At 43.8% G+C, this 19,169-nt stretch carries 16 protein-coding genes; 13 read left to right on the top strand and 3 right to left on the bottom strand.

Features of this window, described 5'->3' with window-relative positions; all coding sequences use genetic code 11:
* Window position 1: 1 nt before the first annotated feature.
* On the bottom strand, window positions 2-1,498 hold the full coding sequence (locus NST34_RS07785; RefSeq protein ID WP_341061515.1) for an amidase: 1,497 nt from the start codon (window positions 1,496-1,498) through the stop codon (window positions 2-4).
* 216 nt (window positions 1,499-1,714) lie between these two features.
* Between NST34_RS07785 and NST34_RS07790 the strand changes: the two genes are divergently transcribed.
* Window positions 1,715-2,182, top strand: coding sequence for a MarR family winged helix-turn-helix transcriptional regulator (locus tag NST34_RS07790; protein ID WP_042186061.1), 468 nt, complete (start codon window positions 1,715-1,717; stop codon window positions 2,180-2,182).
* Between the two features lie 75 nt (window positions 2,183-2,257).
* On the opposite strand, the gene NST34_RS07795 is transcribed toward NST34_RS07790, so the two are convergent.
* On the bottom strand, window positions 2,258-3,889 hold the full coding sequence (locus NST34_RS07795) for an MDR family MFS transporter (protein ID WP_341129519.1): 1,632 nt from the start codon (window positions 3,887-3,889) through the stop codon (window positions 2,258-2,260).
* A 217-nt stretch (window positions 3,890-4,106) separates the two neighbouring features.
* Here NST34_RS07795 and NST34_RS07800 point away from each other — a divergent pair, with 217 nt between their 5' ends.
* The 6 genes from NST34_RS07800 (at window position 4,107) to NST34_RS07825 (ending at window position 12,035) form a co-directional block, all read left to right on the top strand.
* A complete protein-coding gene (locus NST34_RS07800) occupies window positions 4,107-4,628 on the top strand; it encodes a MarR family winged helix-turn-helix transcriptional regulator (protein ID WP_076284277.1) in 522 nt (173 codons plus the stop codon).
* 149 nt (window positions 4,629-4,777) lie between these two features.
* Window positions 4,778-5,545, top strand: a complete 768-nt coding sequence (locus NST34_RS07805; RefSeq protein WP_256721616.1) for a metallophosphoesterase family protein — start codon at window positions 4,778-4,780, stop codon at window positions 5,543-5,545.
* Between the two features lie 117 nt (window positions 5,546-5,662).
* The gene (locus NST34_RS07810; RefSeq protein WP_076284276.1) at window positions 5,663-6,700 is read left to right on the top strand and encodes a helix-turn-helix domain-containing protein; all 1,038 of its coding nucleotides are present in this window, start codon (window positions 5,663-5,665) and stop codon (window positions 6,698-6,700) included.
* Between the two features lie 3 nt (window positions 6,701-6,703).
* Window positions 6,704-7,966 carry an FAD-dependent oxidoreductase gene (locus tag NST34_RS07815; protein ID WP_341127519.1) on the top strand — a complete coding sequence of 421 codons (1,263 nt, stop codon included), beginning with the start codon at window positions 6,704-6,706 and terminating at the stop codon, window positions 7,964-7,966.
* A 378-nt stretch (window positions 7,967-8,344) separates the two neighbouring features.
* The gene (locus NST34_RS07820; protein WP_042186069.1) at window positions 8,345-9,262 is read left to right on the top strand and encodes a DUF5692 family protein; all 918 of its coding nucleotides are present in this window, start codon (window positions 8,345-8,347) and stop codon (window positions 9,260-9,262) included.
* Between the two features lie 1,387 nt (window positions 9,263-10,649).
* Window positions 10,650-12,035, top strand: coding sequence for an MATE family efflux transporter (locus NST34_RS07825; RefSeq protein WP_076284273.1), 1,386 nt, complete (start codon window positions 10,650-10,652; stop codon window positions 12,033-12,035).
* Between the two features lie 210 nt (window positions 12,036-12,245).
* Here NST34_RS07825 and NST34_RS07830 read toward each other — a convergent pair whose 3' ends face one another.
* Complete coding sequence (locus NST34_RS07830; RefSeq protein WP_341061518.1) at window positions 12,246-13,109, bottom strand: CPBP family intramembrane glutamic endopeptidase; 864 nt, start codon at window positions 13,107-13,109, stop codon at window positions 12,246-12,248.
* Between the two features lie 567 nt (window positions 13,110-13,676).
* Between NST34_RS07830 and alaS the strand changes: the two genes are divergently transcribed.
* The 6 genes from alaS (at window position 13,677) to mltG (ending at window position 19,167) form a co-directional block, all read left to right on the top strand.
* The gene (gene alaS / locus NST34_RS07835) at window positions 13,677-16,310 is read left to right on the top strand and encodes an alanine--tRNA ligase (RefSeq protein WP_076300047.1); all 2,634 of its coding nucleotides are present in this window, start codon (window positions 13,677-13,679) and stop codon (window positions 16,308-16,310) included.
* Between the two features lie 316 nt (window positions 16,311-16,626).
* Entirely contained in the window at window positions 16,627-16,902 is a 276-nt protein-coding gene (locus NST34_RS07840) for an IreB family regulatory phosphoprotein (RefSeq protein ID WP_042125473.1), read from the top strand.
* Window positions 16,902-17,318 carry a Holliday junction resolvase RuvX gene (ruvX, locus tag NST34_RS07845; protein ID WP_042193474.1) on the top strand — a complete coding sequence of 139 codons (417 nt, stop codon included), beginning with the start codon at window positions 16,902-16,904 and terminating at the stop codon, window positions 17,316-17,318. Before NST34_RS07840 ends, ruvX begins: the two co-directional genes overlap by 1 nt.
* Window positions 17,319-17,331: 13 nt before the next feature.
* Window positions 17,332-17,640 (top strand): DUF1292 domain-containing protein, encoded by a 309-nt coding sequence (locus tag NST34_RS07850; RefSeq protein WP_038569507.1) that lies wholly within the window; start codon window positions 17,332-17,334, stop codon window positions 17,638-17,640.
* Window positions 17,633-17,941, top strand: a complete 309-nt coding sequence (locus NST34_RS07855) for a DUF1292 domain-containing protein (RefSeq protein WP_076300046.1) — start codon at window positions 17,633-17,635, stop codon at window positions 17,939-17,941. The genes NST34_RS07850 and NST34_RS07855 overlap by 8 nt, the downstream gene beginning before the upstream one ends.
* A gap of 176 nt (window positions 17,942-18,117) precedes the next feature.
* Window positions 18,118-19,167, top strand: a complete 1,050-nt coding sequence (mltG, locus tag NST34_RS07860; protein WP_341127520.1) for an endolytic transglycosylase MltG — start codon at window positions 18,118-18,120, stop codon at window positions 19,165-19,167.
* The last annotated feature ends 2 nt before the right edge of the window (window positions 19,168-19,169 follow it).

The following is a 19,169-nucleotide window of genomic DNA, read 5'->3' on the forward strand; positions in this document are numbered from 1 at the left end:
ATCATGGAAAGAGCGGATTCCCTGTCATCCCTACCCACAGCTCGGATTGTTCAAGATGGGCTGCAAGCTGAAGCAGTAAATCTTCCCGGCCTTTAGCAGCCATTACCTGTACCCCCAACGGTAGACCCTCTTGCGACATATGGACGGGAACGCTCATAGCTGGCTGACCCGTCAAATTGGCGAGCTGGGTGAACGGTGTGTAGGTTAGGCTTGGTTTAAACATAGCGTAAATCATTCGCTCTTGTTCCTCTTTCGGCAACTCATGTACATGCAGCAGTTTTTCGATTTCAGCAGAGCTATGCGTTAATTCGCCAATCTTAGGAGCTGAATCCGCATTTGTTGGTGTGATATACAGATCGTAGCGGTTAAGCAGACCTGCCATTTGAGCGGCTGCAATATCCCATTCATCCAGACTATGCACAAATTCTGCCGCAGAGACTTTTCTTCCGGCTTCCCCAAGGACCCAAGTAACGATATCGACTTCACTGGAAGTAATGGAACGTCCCATCATTTTTTCCAGCGATACGAACATCGCTGCCACTTCGCCAGTATTCATCGTATAGTAATTCTCCATCAGCCTAACACCATTTACTGGACTTAGCTTTTCTTCAACTTCATACCCCTCAGCTTCGAGCCATTTTACAGTTTTGAGCACAGCAATGACTGCTTCATTCGTTACAGGAGTGCCTACTGGAGAAGCTGTTGTGAACGCTATGCGTAGTTTTCGCTGTGTTGGCATGAATAGATCGTCTAAGTAGACGCCCGGATATAGAGGTGTTTGAAAAGCAGCCTCTGGCTGCACAACCTGTAGTAGATCCAGCATCGCAGCACTATCGCGTACGGACCTTGTCAATGCAAAGTCAATAGAAGCGCCTTGCCATTGACGACCGACACCTGGTCCAACTGGAGTACGTCCACGGGTGGGCTTCAGTCCGAACAAGCCGGTGAACGAGGCAGGGATACGGATCGAGCCGCCACCATCACTAGCACCCGCTGCCGGAACAATACCAGAAGCTACCGCCGCAGCTGCACCACCACTTGAACCGCCGGGGGAATATTCGGGATTCCACGGATTACGTGCCGGGCCATGAAGGACGTTCTCGGTAATGTTTTTGAGGCCGAATTCTGGTGTATTCGTATGTCCAAGCGGAATGAATCCGCCGTTTCTGATTCGTGCTACGTAGTTTGAGTCACGTCTGGCAATATTGTCTTTCATAAGCAAAGCACCCGAAGTAAGAGGTTCTCCAGCGATAGCTTGGGAGATATCCTTGAGCAGAAAAGGAACGCCAGCAAACGGGCGAGTGCTATCATGAACAGGCATATCGTCAGCTTCCTTAAGAGCAGCTTCTCTACGAGTACGTACAACCGCATTAAGAACTGGATTAACTTCATCGAGCCGAGCGAAAGCGGCTTCGACAAGCTCACGAGGGGAGACTTCACGTGCTTTGACAAGCGAAGCAAGCCCTAGAGCGTCATATGTAGAATAAGAAAAGGACATTATAGATAACCTCTTTCGAATAGGCGTGAATTGCCTGTGTTTTATATATAACAATGTATCATTTATCGTCAGTAAAGGACGACCAAGCCCTTTCTTCTGATCCCATTATACATCTCGATAGTAATGATTTGAAAATGGATATCTGACATCTATCAATTCTTTTTTAAGCTCGATTAGGCTATACTTAGTGTTAAATGGATCTTATGGGGTGTACTGATGAACGAAGATAAATATCAGAATGTTGATGGACTAATGGAAGCTTTCCAGCAATTTGCCAGGATGAATTGGCGTAAAACTACAGTCTGGGGATTGAAGCCAAGTGAGGTTCGGATGTTGGTTTCTTTAAAGCTCGGCAAGGAACGGGAAGGGAAGAAGGGCCAGACCGTATCAGATATCAGCAAGTTTCTTAAAGTCACTTCTCCTACGGTTACACAGATGGTCAATAGTCTGATTGCACAGGGATATGTAGTGCGTTCTGCCGATGCCCAGGATCGCCGAATCAGTGAGATCACGCTTACGGAAAAAGGAGAGCATTTGGCCGAAATGGCCGTGACGAAATCCCGAAATACCTTTAAAGGCATGATTGATTATATGGGTAGAGAAAAGACAGATTCGTTAATGGAGCTGTTAAACGAAGTCTACGATTATTTCGAAGAATTGAACGATCAACCAACCGAATCCTAATCTCCTTCACATAAAAAAGAGATGCCGCACAGCCAAAGCTGTTTACGGACATCTCTAATGTATATTTATTTGTGATTAGTGTGCAGCAGGTACTGACTTTTCAAGGTTTTTGCCTTCGCTTTTTCCCTCTGCAGTTACCTCTGTTTTTTTCTCACCACTTCGTAACGGAATCTCTTTAAGGAACAGGACAAGCAATGCTGCAATGACTAACAGTGCCGTGCCGCTTAAGAATACAACCGTCAGGGAATCGCTTAGTGCGTTTCGCAACATCTCAATCAATTGATTGAAGAGCGGCTGGATCTGCTCTGGCAGCGTTGCGTGCAGTTCCTTCAGCTTAGGCTGATCTAGCAGCATTTGCGGATTCATAAATGCGGAAAGCTGTTTAGCGGATTCAGGGTCAAGTTTGGTTAAATCTGGACCCTTGCCAGAGGACACTGCTGCCTCTAGTTTATTCGTTAATGAAGTGTTCATGATGGTACCCATAATAGCGATACCGATGGTTCCACCTAAATTACGGAACAAAGTATTTGTAGCAGTAGCAACTCCTAGCATGGAGGGAGCTACAGCATTTTGCACGGTTAAGGTAAATACAGGCATCGATAGTCCTAAACCAATCCCGAAGACAATCATGCTGACTACGGCCATCGCAATGTTGCTCATAAAGGCCATTATGATCATGGCTAAAACCATAAATGGCATACCCATCAGGGCATAACGCTTGTATTTACCTGATTTGGAGATCCATCTTCCCACAAGCGTACTAAGTACAATCATTGCTAATGACATCGGCATATTAATGAATCCGGAGTTGGTCGGGGAGACACCTTCTACACCTTGGACAAAGAATGGCAGATAGATCATTGCGCCCATCATACCAGCATTCATCAGGAAGCCGACAACCATGGAGATGGTTACGATGGAATTCTTAAATAAGGATAATGGCAATACTGGACTTTTAGCTTTTCGTTCAATCAGAATTAAAATAATAACTCCGAGAATAGATGCCCCGAACAAGCTGAGAATCTCTGGGGAACCCCATTCATATTTTGTACCCGCCCATGAAAAGCCGAGCAAGAGTGCAACAATGGTAAGGGAAAGGAAAATAGAGCCTAAGTAGTCAATGGATTCTGAAGTGGAGCGTGCAGTTTTAGGGAACATTTTCCAAATCATAAAGAAAGCCACGATACCGAAAGGCAAGAAGATCCAGAAGATCCATTTCCAAGCCATGTGATCCACCATGAAGCCCCCAAGGGTAGGACCAATTACACTAGAGAATCCAAATATGGCCATCATAATTCCAGTCCACTTGGCTCTCTCTCTAGGAGCGAACAAATCACCTACAGCGGTTACGGTAGCCGACATTAGAATCCCGCCGCCAAGACCTTGAATCCCGCGATAAGTGATCATTTGGAAAATATTTGTCGACAATCCGGACAGGAAAGCGCCTATAATAAAAATAACGATCCCCGCTAAGAGGAATGGTTTTCTTCCATAGATATCGGATAATTTGCCGACAAGTACGGTAGCGATTGTAGAGGTGAGCATATAGATGGTAATTACCCAAGTATAATGTTCAATGCCTCCTAACATCGCAATAATTCGGGGCATTGCAGTACCCACAATGGTCTGGTTGATTGCTGCGAAAAACATAGCCGCCATTAAAGCAATCATAATTGTAACTTTTTTCTTTTGCGAAAGATGCTCCAGAGCTGTTCCTCTCCTTTAAGTTCTATATATTGTAGTTTGGGATTTCATGTCTTAATAATTAGGTAGCCAAACTATCATTTATGTATAATACACAAATTCATCATTTAGCACAACTGTTTAATTATTTAATTTTTATGGAAACAGAATGTGATTTGGACTTGATTTTTTGGAAATAGGTAAGTAATCTAATTAGATTGAGTTAAATTGGAGGTGCCCTATGGATACTCAAAATAGTCAAGAGCAGAAGCTAATCATTGCCTTTGAAAATATTAAACGTTTGACCTCTCGTCCGTCCTCGAAGGAAGCTATTTCTTATAGAGAATTTATGATGATGTATGTCATAAACAATTTAATGAAGCGAAAGAAGCTTTCAGACGAAGTCGAAGAGCAGCAGGGAGTCATGATTTCTAGATTAAGCGACCTGCTCCAAATTAGCAGACCTACTGCGACACAAATGGTTAACAGTTTGGAAGAGAAGGGTTATGTGGTGCGAACAACGTCCGATACCGATCGGCGGGTTGTATATATTGGTCTGACGAATAAAGGGGAGCAGATTTATGACTCCCAGATGGCTACTTTTTCAGGTATTCTAAGTGAAGTTACGGAAAAGGTAGGTAAGAAGGAGATCGACCAATTGATTTTTCTGTGTGATCGTTTTCAAGAAGCGGTGCATGAAGTCAGAAGCCGCCAGCTTTTTACTCAATCCGATGAAGATCCGCTCGTTATGGATTCCGTATAGCGACCATTACAAAAAAAGATATTTCGGTGCCTCTGCCCGGAACGTCTTTTTTTAATTATAAGAAAGTATAAGTTTCACGATATACTTTATCCTTATAATTCTCGCATAAACGCTCACCGTCCTTTAAAGGACGCCGAAGGCGTTTTAGCTTGCAGCATCCAGAGCAAGGAGGAATTACAATCAGAATATTAGCGATTAGCGACATTCACGGAAGCTATTCCGAATTCAACGCATTATTAAAAAAAATAAACTATCGGCCATCCGAGGACAAGCTCATTCTGATGGGGGATTATGTGGATAGAGGTCTCAATAGTAAAGGAATTGTGGATCAAGTTATGGCCTTAAAGCGGGAATGGGGCGTTACTGTTCTAAAAGGCAATCATGATAAAATGGCCTATGACGCGCTCACCAGCGAGGATGATAAACTGGATACGCATTGGCTAAACAACGGTGGTTTGTATACATTGATGAGCTATTGTGAGGCGGATTCTGACTTTTTTAAAGCGGATTTTGGCTGGCATGATTATATGCTGTTGAAAGAAGAAATTAGACAGAAATACAAACATCATTTGGACTTTCTAAGTTCATTGCCACTTTATCATGAGACGGAAGACCATATCTTTGTCCACGCGGGCATTAATCCATTAATAGAGGATTGGAAGCAGCAGGAGCCGTACGATTTTATCTGGATCAGAGAGCCATTTTATACGAATCCTGTAGTTAGCACTGACAAAACGGTTATTTTCGGTCATACCTCGACGATGGATCTACATGATTCGGAAGACATCTGGTTTAGTCCGCTGGGCGATAAGATTGGTGTGGATGGTGGATGTGCCTATGGTCAACGTCTGAACTGTTTGGAGATTTCCGGTGGGGCATACATCACACATTTTGTTCGGAATGGGGAGAAGCCTTGAGCTGTCTCTCTTTTTTTATAATAATAGAAAGTATAAGTTTTTCACCTATCCTTTGTAGAATAGCACTGTATTTAACGCCAACTATGTATAAAATAAAGAGAATAGGGGGTGTAATAGATGAATGCAAACAACAAATATCATATCCTCATGCAAGGGACTATCAGCAACAATGTGAGCGAAACCTGCAAGGAGTTTGGCATATCCCGGACGATCTATTATCAGTGGTGTAAAGCTTACCAAGAGCAGGGGATGGATGGACTGGCAGAGAAGGAACGAAAGCCGGTAATGCCTAATAAAGTGGATAAGCGAACGGAAAGATTGATCTTACAATACGTTGCCAAATTCCCTGAAGATGGACCCAAGCGAATCTTTTACGAACTGCAGGATGAGGGTGTGAACATAGGGGAGTCAGGTATTTATAATGTGCTGCGTCGAAATGGACTTAGTAAGAGAATAGAACGGGAGGCTTACGCCAAAGAAGTTAAAGCAAAGAAGCGGGACGGCGCGCAAGCGGCTAACAGCAGAGGGTGTAAAGAGAAACCCAAACCTCTGGACTATAGGATGAAAAATCCGGAAAATGCTCATCCCGGGTATATGTGCCAACAGAGTATTAGCTATATGGGAGTGTTCCCAAGGGTAGGAAAGGTGTATCAATACGTGGTCTACGATGCCTATTCCAGATTAGGCTTAGTTAAGCTATATAATCGGAAGTCCGCCATTCATTTTATCGATTTTATGGATTTGAAGGTCATCCCATTGATGAAGACCTTAGAATTCCAAATTAATAATCTGGTTACGAACAAGAGTCGTGAATTTACTACGAACTGGGATAGAGGTAAACATAAATACAGCGATTTTTTACATAAGAACAACATAAATCAAGTAGCTATTACTGCAGATCAGACAGAAGTATTTCAACCCTTACAGCAATTTGCAGCGGTGTTGACGAAAGAGTTCTATCAGCAGGCTTGGTTGGATGATACGATTGATTCCTTTGAGACCTTAGAAAAGCGCTTACACGAATATTTGAGGATCTATAACTTCAGCAGGGTGATCACAGACGGACCTAATCAAGGTAAAATACCATCGGATGTCGCACTTGAGTATGCAGGTCAGCGTGAGACCTTGCCATTATGGTTATTTACAAGGAGATAACGGATGATGACTAATATGAAGTATGAAGACAGAATAGGGATCATCGGTGCAGGGATTTCTGGGGTTACAGCTGCTTACCAGCTCGCGAAAAAAGGATATAACCATATCACTCTCCTTGAGAAGTCAGACCGAGTAGGTGGCAAGTGTCATTCGATTGAATATAAAGGGAAAACCTATGAAATGGGAACCCTAATCGGCTTGCCAACTTATAAACATACGATTGAACTCATGAGGGAGTTTGATCTTATGGATAAGGGGCCACTCTTGGAACGGGGATTTTTTGATACAAATGGGCGAAAAACTACTCAGATTCCTATGGACCAAATTCAGATGTTTACCCAAGAATTCAAACGGTTGCCGGAAATTTTGAAACGTTATAAGTCACTACAAGAACCGGGTTTTCTACACTTACCGGCAGATCTATGTCAGCCCTTTTCAGATTGGTGTACGGAGAATGAGCTATCTGTAATTGGGCAGGTGTATATGCATTACTTCAATACTTTTGGTTTTGGGAGTATTCAGGATGTGCCGGCCGCCTATGTATTGAAATTTCTTACTTATGATAATTTATTATCCTTTATTGAGATCACTCACATGATAACCTGGCCTAAGGGAGTCACTGAACTCATTAGAAGAATGGCTGATCAAGTAGAGGATCTGCGTCTGACTTGTGAAGTGCTACATATGGAGCAAGAGGAAAATGGTCAAGTTCGGGTGGAAACAAACCAGGATATCTTTTATTTTGACAAGGTTATTTATACTGCTTCCTTAGAGCATCTGGGCGATATGATTCACTTATCTTCGGTAGACAGAGCATTGTTTGAGTGTATAATCTATGAACGGTTTCGGGTATATGCCTACAGAGTGAAGGGGTTGCCGGAGCTTTCTGGATATATCCCCTGCAATATGAATCCTGAACGCAAGGGACATATGATGGCATGGTATTACAGGTGGGCAGATATGGGAACAACGGATCTAGTTACGATTTATGTAGCGGAGAATGATGAGATGACAGATCTCGAGATGAGGGAAAAGGTAGAAAATAAACTTCGCGAGCTTGGCGGCGAGAATATCCGTCTGTATATGATGAAGCGCTGGAAGCAGTTCCCCCATGTAGATTCTAATGCGATCCGTGAAGGCTTCTATGAACGGCTTGATCAGATGCAGGGAAGAGATAAGATCTATTATGCTGGAGAAATCATGAATTTTCCTACACTGGAGAACTGTATCGTATATTCGAAATATTTAGTTGAAAGATTTTTTTAAAAATGCGTGAGTAGTAAGCCTTGTCCACAAAGAAATTTGTCGGCAAGGTTTTTTTATATTGCATAAAGTATATATTTTGGGCCTCCCACAAAGTACCTGAGTAAGCATTAAAGCAAAACTCCACTTTGTGGGGGATATTTTACGTTCAAGTTAGGTTTACAGTCTGTAGTTCTGTAGGCATGGTTTCTAATAGATTCCCTTACTTGGGGTAGGACCTTGGATGAATTCCAGTCCTATTGATGTGTAAACTCAACTCGAAATGAGACTATGAAAACCTTGATAAATCAACGTTTTGAGCGGTTTGATCGTTCGAAGGAGGATGGGATATATTGGACTCAAGACATAGCTTATATACAAAATATGAAGGAGGAATACATTATGTTTTTATTCGAATCGATTCCTTGGTACTCTGCTCTAATGTGGTTAGTGGTACTTGCAGGATTAATGATTTTCAACGAAATAGCTCGAAGAAGCAAGTGGTTCTCAATCATTCTGTTTATCGTTGTCCCTATTGTTCTTACCATAGCGGTCTGGCCAAATACGGCAGGCGAAGGCTCCAGTACTGGAACATGGTTTCACTGGGTAAAAGTATATTCTGCCTTGGCAGGATGTATAGGGTTTATGGCTATCCGTTATGTTAAAGGATGGGACAAAAATAAATATATATTAATGTTCCCGGCGATTATCCTTGCAGTTAACATTCTTGAAGCAGTTATCCGTGATTTCCAAGTGTACAGCTTGCAAGGCATGGTGGATGGCGTAATGATGGTAGGTGGTCCTTGGAACATTATGAACGGGATCGCAGGTATCCTGAACATTATTACGATTTCTGGTTGGATGGGTATTGTTATTAGTAAAGACAAGAGTAAGGATATGTTGTGGCCGGACCAGCTGTGGTTCTGGATCATTGCTTATGACATTTGGAACTTTGCCTATGTATATAACGCAGTTTCTGACCATTCCTTCTATGCAGGTGCAGCTCTTCTAATCTCTTGTACAATTCCAGCATTCTTCTTCAAAAAAGGAGCATGGCTACAGCACCGTGCACAAACCTTGGCGATTTGGATGATGTTTACAATGTCGTTCCCGGCGTTTGTTGGCGATTCAAAGTTCTCCGTACAATCTTCTCACAGCGAAACGGCACTTTGGGTTGTGAGTGCATTATCTTTAGCAGCTAATATTGCAGTGTTTGTCTATCACTTTTATAAAATTACCAAACATAAACGCAATCCGCTTAAAGTGGAAGTGTATACAGATTTAGCGGCTTATAAGACGATTGCCGAGAGTGCAAAATAATAGAAGGCTTAATAGTTTCTTTAAGAATCCGCGCCTAGCGCGGTTTTTTTTATGGAATAGAATTTATAAAATTTCGAGATTGCGGAGAAATGTGAAACGAATTTATAGGATGACCAATATTCAACTGGTGGCCATGGGGAGCCCTGTTTTTAATTGAGCACACGCCTTTGGGATGTATAACGGCCCGAGCGGACCTTATATCCTTCGAAATGCATGTTTTAGTCGAGCTTACGGACAAATGTATGCGAAAAACCGAATACAATGTGCCGACGGTAACGTAAGCGAGACAAATGTATGCGAAAAACCAAATACAATGTGCCGACGGTAGCGTAAGCGAGCCAAATGTATGCGAAAAATCGAATACAATGTGCCGACGCTAATGTAAACGAGCCAAATGTATGCGAAAAACCGAATACAATGTGCCGACGGTAATATAAGCGAGCCAAATGTATGCGAAAAATCGAATACAATGTGCCGCCATTAACGTAAACGAGCCAAATGTATGCGAAAAACCAAATACAATGTGCCGACGGTAACGTAAGCGAGCCAAATGTATGCGGAAAACCGAATACAATGTGCCGACGGTAATATAAGCGAGCCAAATGTATGCGGAAAACCGAATACAATGTGCCGACGGTAACGTAAACGAGCCAAATGTATGCGAAAAACCGAATACAATGTGCCGACGGTAACATAAGCGAGCCAAATGTATGCGAAAAATCGAATACAATGTGCCGACGCTAATGTAAACGAGCCAAATGTATGCGAAAAACCAAATACAATGTGCTGATGGTAACGTAAACGAGCTGAATGTATGTGAAAAACCGAATACAATGTGCCGACGGTAACGTAAACGAGCCAAATGTATGCGAAAAACAGAATACAATGTGCCTACGGTAACGTAAACGAGCCAGCGCCGTTATCCGCCCCAAGTCACCCGGGAATGGGCTTGTTTTAGGGAATAAGTGCAATATGGTCCGTCTCTCGGAACCTCACTACGAAGGTGTATATAGATACGATTATGGAATTACGGATGTACTCAGCTTGTAACTCTACTCTACCTCCAAGGAAGCCGTCAGGCGTTTTTCTTGCGTAAATGCAAAGATCGATCATAATCATCAGGCATAACGCAATCCGCTTAAAGACTTTTGCCAATACTTTTGATGAACGAATGATTCTATGGTCTGAAGCTGCATAATTCTGATGAAGTTTATGTTCTCCAAATATGTGAAGGGCAGTTACTGTTTTTTGACTCCTGATTAAAGACTTAAAAGTGTATCTATAGTAAACTGAATGTAAAGTGCCCACGGTATAATGGGTATAATTTGTTGAAGAGCTCTTCGGATGAAGAGTTTTTTCCATTTTACAGAAAAGAATGTGATATGTTATGCAGCTTCGGGCTAGTCTTCAGAAGAAAAGATTGCTGGAGAAATATCTTTCTGGGGAGGGGATGGATTATCGGCAAATTATAGCTTTATTTATTCCAATTCTGATTGACCAGGCCTTCATTATTGGACTTAATCTGGTAAATACCGCAATGATCAGCTCGTCCGGGATGGCGGCGGTCAGTGCAGTGAATATGGTGGATTCGCTGAATATTTTTCTGATCAATGTGTTCGTGGCGGTTGCAACCGGGGGGACAGTGGTAGTCGCGCAGTACAAAGGGAGCGGAAACGACCGGATGGTGTCCCAGGCTACGGCCGCTTCGGTCGCTTCGGTGTCGCTGATCGCTTTGGGAATCGGTCTGCTCCTGATGGGCTTACATACTCCTATATTGAACCTTTTGTTCGGAACCGCCTCACCCGAAGTGCTGGACAATGCCCGCATCTACCTGATCGGCAGCAGCATCTCATATCTGGGCATCGCGGTGGTTCAGGCGGTATGCGGAGCTCTGCGAGGAGTGGGCAAGACACGGGCTTCTTTGATGCTGTCGCTCATCATGAACTTGCTGTATGTTATTCTGAACGTGGTCTTCATTAACCTGTTGCACATGGGTGTGCTGGGGATGACGCTTGCGATTAATATCGCGCGGTATGCAGGTATGGTTTGTGCCCTGGTGTATCTGTTCAAGGTGGATACGGCCCTGCGGGTGCGTTTTCGTGACCTATTCCGAATTCCTCTGACCATGCTGCGGAGAATCATGTTCATCGGCGTGCCGTTCGCAGCGGAGCAGATGTTCTTCAACGGGGGGAAACTGCTCACTCAGGTGTTTATTGTCAGCCTAGGCACTTATGCCATTGCGACCAATGCCATTGCCGGCTCGCTGGCTCTGGTGTTTCAAATTCCAGCCAGCGCGCTGTCGCTAACTATTGTAACGGTGGTCGGCCAATGTATCGGGCGGGGGAATGTCTCTGAAGCCAGAAAGTTCATCAAGTCCTTTCTCTGGATCGGGTCCGGCTCTTTGGCGTTGATCGCCTTGATTCTGATGCCGCTATTCCACCCGCTGGTATCGATCTTTTCCCCACCTTCCGAGATCATTGATGATCTGTTTGTGGTGCTGCTGGTGAATTCCATTGCCCAAGTTCCGCTGTGGGCCGTCAGCTTTATTTTGCCGTCCGCACTGCGGGCAGCGGGAGATTCCCGCTTCACCTCAATTACCTCAATGCTGACGATGTGGCTGTTTCGGGTGATTTTTGGATACATCCTTGGGATCGTACTGGGCTACGGCGTCATGGGTGTCTGGCTGGCGATGAACTGCGAGTGGGCCGTTCGCGGGGGTATTTTTCTTTGGCGATTCAGGGGCGAAAAGTGGTTTGCACACAAGCTGATTTAGAATTGTTGTTAAGGATACGTACTGCCTACGCCAGCTGACGGAAACGTAGCTCTTTTATATTAAAAACGTAAAAATACAGCACAGGGCAGCTTTTCTCATATTTACTAGAGAATTGCTGCCCTCCGTTTTGGTTATCGACTGCTTGCTTTAGCTGATTATGTTTACAATTGGGTCAGTCGCGATTCTAGAGAATTCTCCGATCCCATTTATTCAGCTTGGCACTGCCCCCTCTGATTTCTGCGCTCGGAATTCCTTCCTTTTGAAACAAATTAAAAGACAAGTCAGTAATAACACACAGATTAACGTTGCTGTATGAGTAAAACTACTATTCCAAAACATAATCTGAACATTCATTAAGGAATGGACGCCAATCACGAAAAATAGATTCTTGGTTAAGACATAGAGTAATGAGAATATGACCCCTAGAATTACTAGTACGATAAAATCATAAACAAAATCCATTCCGACTAATCCTGAATAGATCCGATTTGGGATATGTATAGCGGCAAAGATGGATTGTGAGATAAGCATTGCATAACCGATGCGTGAAGTATTGTTATTGACTTTTTTTAATAAGAGATAGATTTGAACTAGCAGAAAGCCCCGAAACAAAACTTCTTCCAGTAAAGCATTTCCGAAAACCTGACCCAGGAATTCACCAAAGACGACGTTCGAATTCGTGAAAATATCATTATTGAATGTTAAACTTGAGTGAGTCAGTAATGTCATACCTAAATCAACAATGTTAATTGCGAGCCAAAATAGAAAAGTGCCGATAAGTCCTGCTAATAATGTATTCCTTTTTAACCCCAAATCCCTCAGCGATAATTTAGCTATTGTACATAAGAAAATAACCACTTCTAACACAAGACCGAACAGATTTGCAGCTAACGTTTCGTTGATCCATCCGTTTGTGCTTTTGGCAATAACGCTTAAAGTTCCATTTGCAAAAAGGACAAGGTTAACCGTTAGAGTGAAGAGAATATGAATAAAAATGAGACTGACGATAAAGCGTATTGATGTAGGCTTAACTTTAACAATCGATAGCTCCTCAGTTACTTTATTGCGCAGCATGATTTGTAATCCTCCTTAGGTTTTACCCGAGCATTGCGTATTCTAGAGCATTATTTATAATACATAATTTTCCAAATACTATCTGAGATTTACTATATTCTTTAAGTGCCCGAGTTCACCATTACAAAAATCATATATTCTCACGTTATCCTTAACTCCTCCTCAGATTGACAGATGAAGGGGCACTGGCTATACTTGAAATGTTAAAATGTAAATCGGATAAAACGTTGATGAAAATGAAGTACGCCGGAGGATGGCTTGATCAGAGAACAGGTTCCTTTACGAAAGCATTTCGTAATGGCTGGGAGAACCTTGAAGACAGGCCGGTGGAAAGCTAATTTCGGAGTGTGAGATCACAAACTCACCGGGGGCACCCGTTATCAGCCGCGACAAGGCGATCGCCCTTTAACTTTCCCGTAAATTGGGTCAAGGCGATAACCAGGGTGGTACCGCGATATTAATCGTCCCTGAATTATTCAGGGGCGTTTTTTTGTTTTTATTTTTTAGAAAATTTGTACAATCTGGCGCATGAGCCGAATTAAAAAGATGAGACGGGAGCTGTAAACAATGAAAGCAAGTGAAATTCGTTCCAAATGGCTTAAGTTTTTTGAAAGTAAAGGTCACAAGATTGAACCTAGTGCATCTCTCGTACCGCATAACGATCCTTCGCTGTTGTGGATCAACGCAGGTATGGCACCGCTGAAAGCATACTTCGATGGCCGTGAGATTCCTGAGAATCCGCGCCTGACGAACTCGCAGAAATGTATTCGTACCAATGATATCGAGAATGTAGGGAAGACACGCCGTCACCATACATTCTTCGAAATGTTAGGTAACTTCTCTATCGGCGATTATTTTAAAGAAGAAGCTATCACATGGGCTTGGGAATTCTTGACTGGCAAGGAGTGGATCGGCTTCGATCCAGAACGTATCTCCGTCACTGTGTATGCTGAGGATGAAGAGGCATTCAAGCTGTGGAATGAAAAAGTGGGCTTGCCAGCAGAACGCATCATTAAGCTGGGAGATGAGAACTTCTGGGATATCGGCGAAGGCCCTTGTGGTCCTTGTTCGGAAATCTTTTATGACCGCGGCGAAGCTTATGGCAGCGACATGAGTGATCCAGAAATGTATCCAGGCGGAGAAAACGAACGTTGGCTTGAAGTATGGAACCTTGTGTTCTCACAATTCAACCATAACAAGGATGGCAGCTATACGCCGCTTCCGAACAAGAACATTGATACCGGTGCTGGACTGGAGCGTTTTGCATCCATTCTTCAAGATGTAGATTCCAACTTCGATACCGATTTGTTCCAACCGATTATTCAAAAAACAGCTGAGCTTGCTGGTGTAACTTATAAAGATAATGTTGAGCAGGATATCGCGCTTAAAGTTATCGCTGACCATGTGCGTACCGTTACTTTTGCCGTAGGGGATGGAGTACTTCCTTCTAATGAAGGTCGTGGTTATATTATCCGCCGTTTGCTACGCCGTGCTGTTCGTTACGGAAAGACCCTGGGTCTGGATCGTCCGTTCCTGCATGAGTTGACGGAAACCGTTGGTGAGATTATGGGTGTATATTATCCATCCGTTGTCGAGAATCGGGAATATATCGCCAAGATTATCCGTACAGAAGAAGAACGTTTCCATGAGACATTGTCTGATGGATTGGCTATCTTGGGTGAGATCAGCGCTAAAGCAAAAGCAGATGGGCACAGCACGATTGCTGGAGCTGATGCATTTAAGCTATATGACACTTACGGATTCCCATTTGACCTGACTGAAGATTTCGCAGCAGAGCAAGGATTAACTGTAGACCGTGAAGGCTTCGATGTCGCTATGCAAGAACAGCGTGATCGTGCAAGAGCTGCACGTCATGACGGTGGCAGCATGAAGATCCAAGGTGGCGCATTAGCGGATCTGACGGTTAAAAGTGAATTTGTTGGATATAATGACTCGGTAACAGAGTCGAAAATTATGGCTATTGTTGTGGGTGATGAATTGGTCGATACCGCTGGCGAAGGCGTAGAGTGCCAAGTAATTCTTGAGGCAACACCGTTCTATGCTGAAAGTGGTGGACAAGTAAGTGACACAGGTCTGCTTACTGGCGGTTCAGTTACAGCTAAGGTAAAAGGATTGTTCAAGGCTCCACATGGTCAACATGTACATTTGGTAACTGTGGAAGCTGGAGAATTGAAAGTAGGCGAATCGGTTCGCGCTGAAGTGGATCGTGCACAGCGTGAAGATATCGTGAAGAACCATACAGCTACTCATCTACTGCATAAAGCGCTCAAAGAGGTTCTTGGCGGTCATGTCAACCAAGCAGGATCTTTAGTAGAAGGTGCACGTTTACGGTTTGACTTCTCCCACTTCGGAGCGATTACACCGGAAGAACTAAGCGACATCGAGCATCGTGTGAATGCACAGATTTGGCGTGGCCTTGATGTAGTCATTGAGAACAAGCCAATTGACGAAGCTAAGGCTATGGGCGCTATGGCATTATTTGGTGAAAAATATGGCAATATTGTCCGTGTCGTTCAAGTCGGCGATTACAGCCTTGAGCTTTGTGGTGGATGCCATGTATCCAACACGTCTCAAATTGGAATTTTCAAGCTGCTTAGCGAAAGTGGTATTGGTTCCGGAGTGCGCCGTATCGAAGCAGTGACTGGACGTTACGCTTATCAGTTCACTGAGAGCCAACTGGATCTGCTCAAGCAATCTGCGGGTCTACTGAAGTCTTCTCTGAACGACGTTCCAAAACGGATTGAAGCATTGCATAACCAAGTGCGTGAGCTTTCGCGTGAGAATGAATCCTTGCAATCTAAGCTGAGCGCAACATTTGCCGCTGAACTAACAAGCAGTGTGAAGACGGTTGGTGCAGGTACACAGCTTCTTGCTGTTGCTGTTCAAGCAGGAAATATGGACGCTCTGCGTTCTACTGCAGATGAATTGAAATCGAAGCTCCCGGATGCTGTACTTGTTCTGGGTGCTGCCATGGACGACAAGGTGAACTTTGTTGTAGCTGTACCACAGGATCTGGTGAAGAAGGGCTTCCACGCTGGTAAGATCGTTAAAGAAGTCGCAGCAGTATGCGGTGGCGGCGGTGGCGGACGTCCAGATATGGCACAAGCTGGTGGTAAAGATGCCTCCAAGCTTGGCGAGGCACTGGCTAAAGCAGAAGAATTAGTGGCTTCCCTAGCATAAATAAAAATTACGAAACTATTTCTTAATTTAAACGTATTACGAAAAAACATAGCGGTACTGAGAGTTTGACATCAGTACCGCTACTCTTTATTAACAGGTGGTTAGATTTTCATGAATAGTTGTGCTTGACAATAGCTTAAAAGCCAAAAATATCATTATTTTTGTAGAGGAAATGCCAAAAAAAGCGTTATTCCACGCGCAGGATTTCCTCGTTGGGCTATGAATATGTTATGATAAAGGAAGCAAGTGAGCTGCACAGTAGCAACTTTGCGAAGCCGCCCTTTTAGGGTGATTTTGCAGAAGGAAGGTGTCACAAATGGACTCCATGGACAAAACGGTCAAATTCAATGTGAAGGGCGACGAAAAGGAAGCTTCTCCCCAGGAAATATTGCTCGCTGTATACGATGCACTGGTGGAGAAAGAGTATCATCCGATCAATCAGATCGTAGGGTATCTACTTTCCGGAGACCCAGCTTACATTCCGCGTCATAACAATGCGAGAAGTTTGGTCCGGAGAAAAGAACGTGATGAGCTGATTGAAGAGCTGGTTAGATTCTACCTCGTCAATCACAAGGTGGATAATCCCAGATGATGAAGAAGTTAGGATTGGATTACGGCGACCGTAGAATCGGTGTAGCCACAAGCGATGTTTTTGGATGGACGGCACAAGCTCTTGAAACGATTGAGCGCCGCGGTACTGGTAATGAGTTCGAACGTATTCGTGAACTTGTTACGGAGCACGAAATTGGAGAGATTGTAGTTGGTCTACCGAAGAATATGAACGGCTCAGTAGGACCCCGGGGCGAAATCTGCATAGAGTTCGCTGACAAGCTACGGGAGCAATTTGCAATGCCCGTACACCTTTGGGATGAGCGTCTGACGACGGTATCCGCAGAGCGGGTGCTGATTGAAGGGGACGTCAGCCGGAAGAAACGCAAAGGGATTGTGGACAAAATGGCTGCAGCCCTGATTTTGCAAAATTTTTTGGATGCTAACAGTAAAAGGTGAGGGGTGCGAGGATATGACAAACGAACAGATTGGCCAAGAGGAAGAACCGGAAATTATCTATATCCCTGATGAGGAAGGTAATGAAGAGGAATTCGAGGTCATTATGAAGTTTGAGGTTGATGGCTCGGACGCTAAGTACATGATGGTGGTTCCGCTTGATTCCGAGGACGAGGAAACCGATGAGGTTTATGCGTTCCGTTATGTGGAAGAAGGCGACGATCTTCAATTGTTCATGATCGATAATGACGAGGAGTGGGCGATTGTCGAAGAGACTTTCAACACACTGGTTGACGAGTTGGACGGAGGATCTGAGAATGACTGATGTATCCGCTGATCAAGCGGTATGGACTTCGCGGCTTAAGGAAGCCTATGGAGAAACAGTAGAACTGGAAGATGAGCAAGGCAAGTCTTCCATTTACGATATTATCGCCGAATTTGAAGTCGGTGGTATTGGCTATGCGGTGCTGAAAGGCACCGGTAAAGACGTGGAATATGAAATTCTGCGTATCGTTGTCTCTCCTAACGGACTTCCGGAACTAGAGAACATCGTGGACGATGAAGAGTGGGAAGACATCTCTGAGCTATATGATGAGATGACTTTTCCAGTGGACGATGCAGAATAAACTTTAAACATGTACGTTACATTTATGATGAGTACGGAAGAGGGCGGAGAATTCCGCGCTCTTTTTGCTTGGAATACGATCAATATAATTAATACAACAATCATGATCATGAAATATGTATTGAATTTTAAGTAGTACACTTTTATACTTTATAGTCGGAAAGTGAGGAACCTGACTTGAAATCCGCAATCCGTACTGTGCTTATTGTTATTCTTTTGCTGGTAGCAGCAGGAGGCGGAGGCGCTTGGTACATTTGGAACGGGATGCAGCCGGTAGAACCTGCAGGACCTGCCGTAACATTTACGATAGAGAAGGGCATGGGCAGCGCGGAAATTGCTGATCTGCTCGAACAAAATGGCATTATTAGGAACTGTCTTTTTTTTAAGGGATATTTGAAATGGACCAAAGAAGGTTCCAGCTTCAAAGCTGGTACTTATGTTGCTAGTCCAGGAGACACCTATGACGAGCTCATCGAGAGGCTAAATGCGGGTGATGTTGTTAAGGAAGAGACCGTAACTTTTACGATTCCGGAAGGATATACTGCTGAGCAGATTGCCAAGAAGCTTGCTGAGGCTTGGAATCAGGATGCTGCTATTTTTCTCGAAATAATGGATACCGGTGCGGGCTTGAAGGGAATTGATGTTCTAGGTATCCCACAGAATAAGAACCTTCGTCATCGGCTTGAAGGGTATTTGTTCCCTGAGACGTATGAACTAGCCAAGGATAGTACGCCGCAGGAAGTTGTAGAGGCATTATTGGATCAGTTCCAGAAGAAACTGGACACGATTCCGAATTGGAAGCAAAAGCTAGAAGCGCGTGGAATGACACTTCATGAGCTGTTGACAGTGGCCTCGTTAGTCGAGCGTGAGGTTGTGGTAGATAGTGAACGGCCACTAGTTGCTGGCGTGATTTATAACCGCTTAAAGAAAGAGCAGAAGCTGGAGATTGATGCTACGGTTCAATATTTGCTCGACAAACAGAAGGAAAGACTGTTATATAAAGATTTGGAAGTTGACAGTCCTTATAATACGTATAGAAATATTGGGCTTCCTCCGGGACCTATTAGTAATCCGGGGCTGGCCTCCATTCAGGCGGCACTTGAACCTGAGGCATCTGAATACTACTTCTATGTGACTAAGAAAGATGGTACACAGGGCCATTTGTTTGCTAAGACCTACAAGGAACATTTAGCCAATATCGAAAAAAGTAAGCAAGAATCGAAATAAAA

Origin of the sequence: Paenibacillus sp. FSL H7-0714 (assembly GCF_038003765.1) — a bacterium.
GTDB lineage: Bacteria > Bacillota > Bacilli > Paenibacillales > Paenibacillaceae > Paenibacillus_AQ.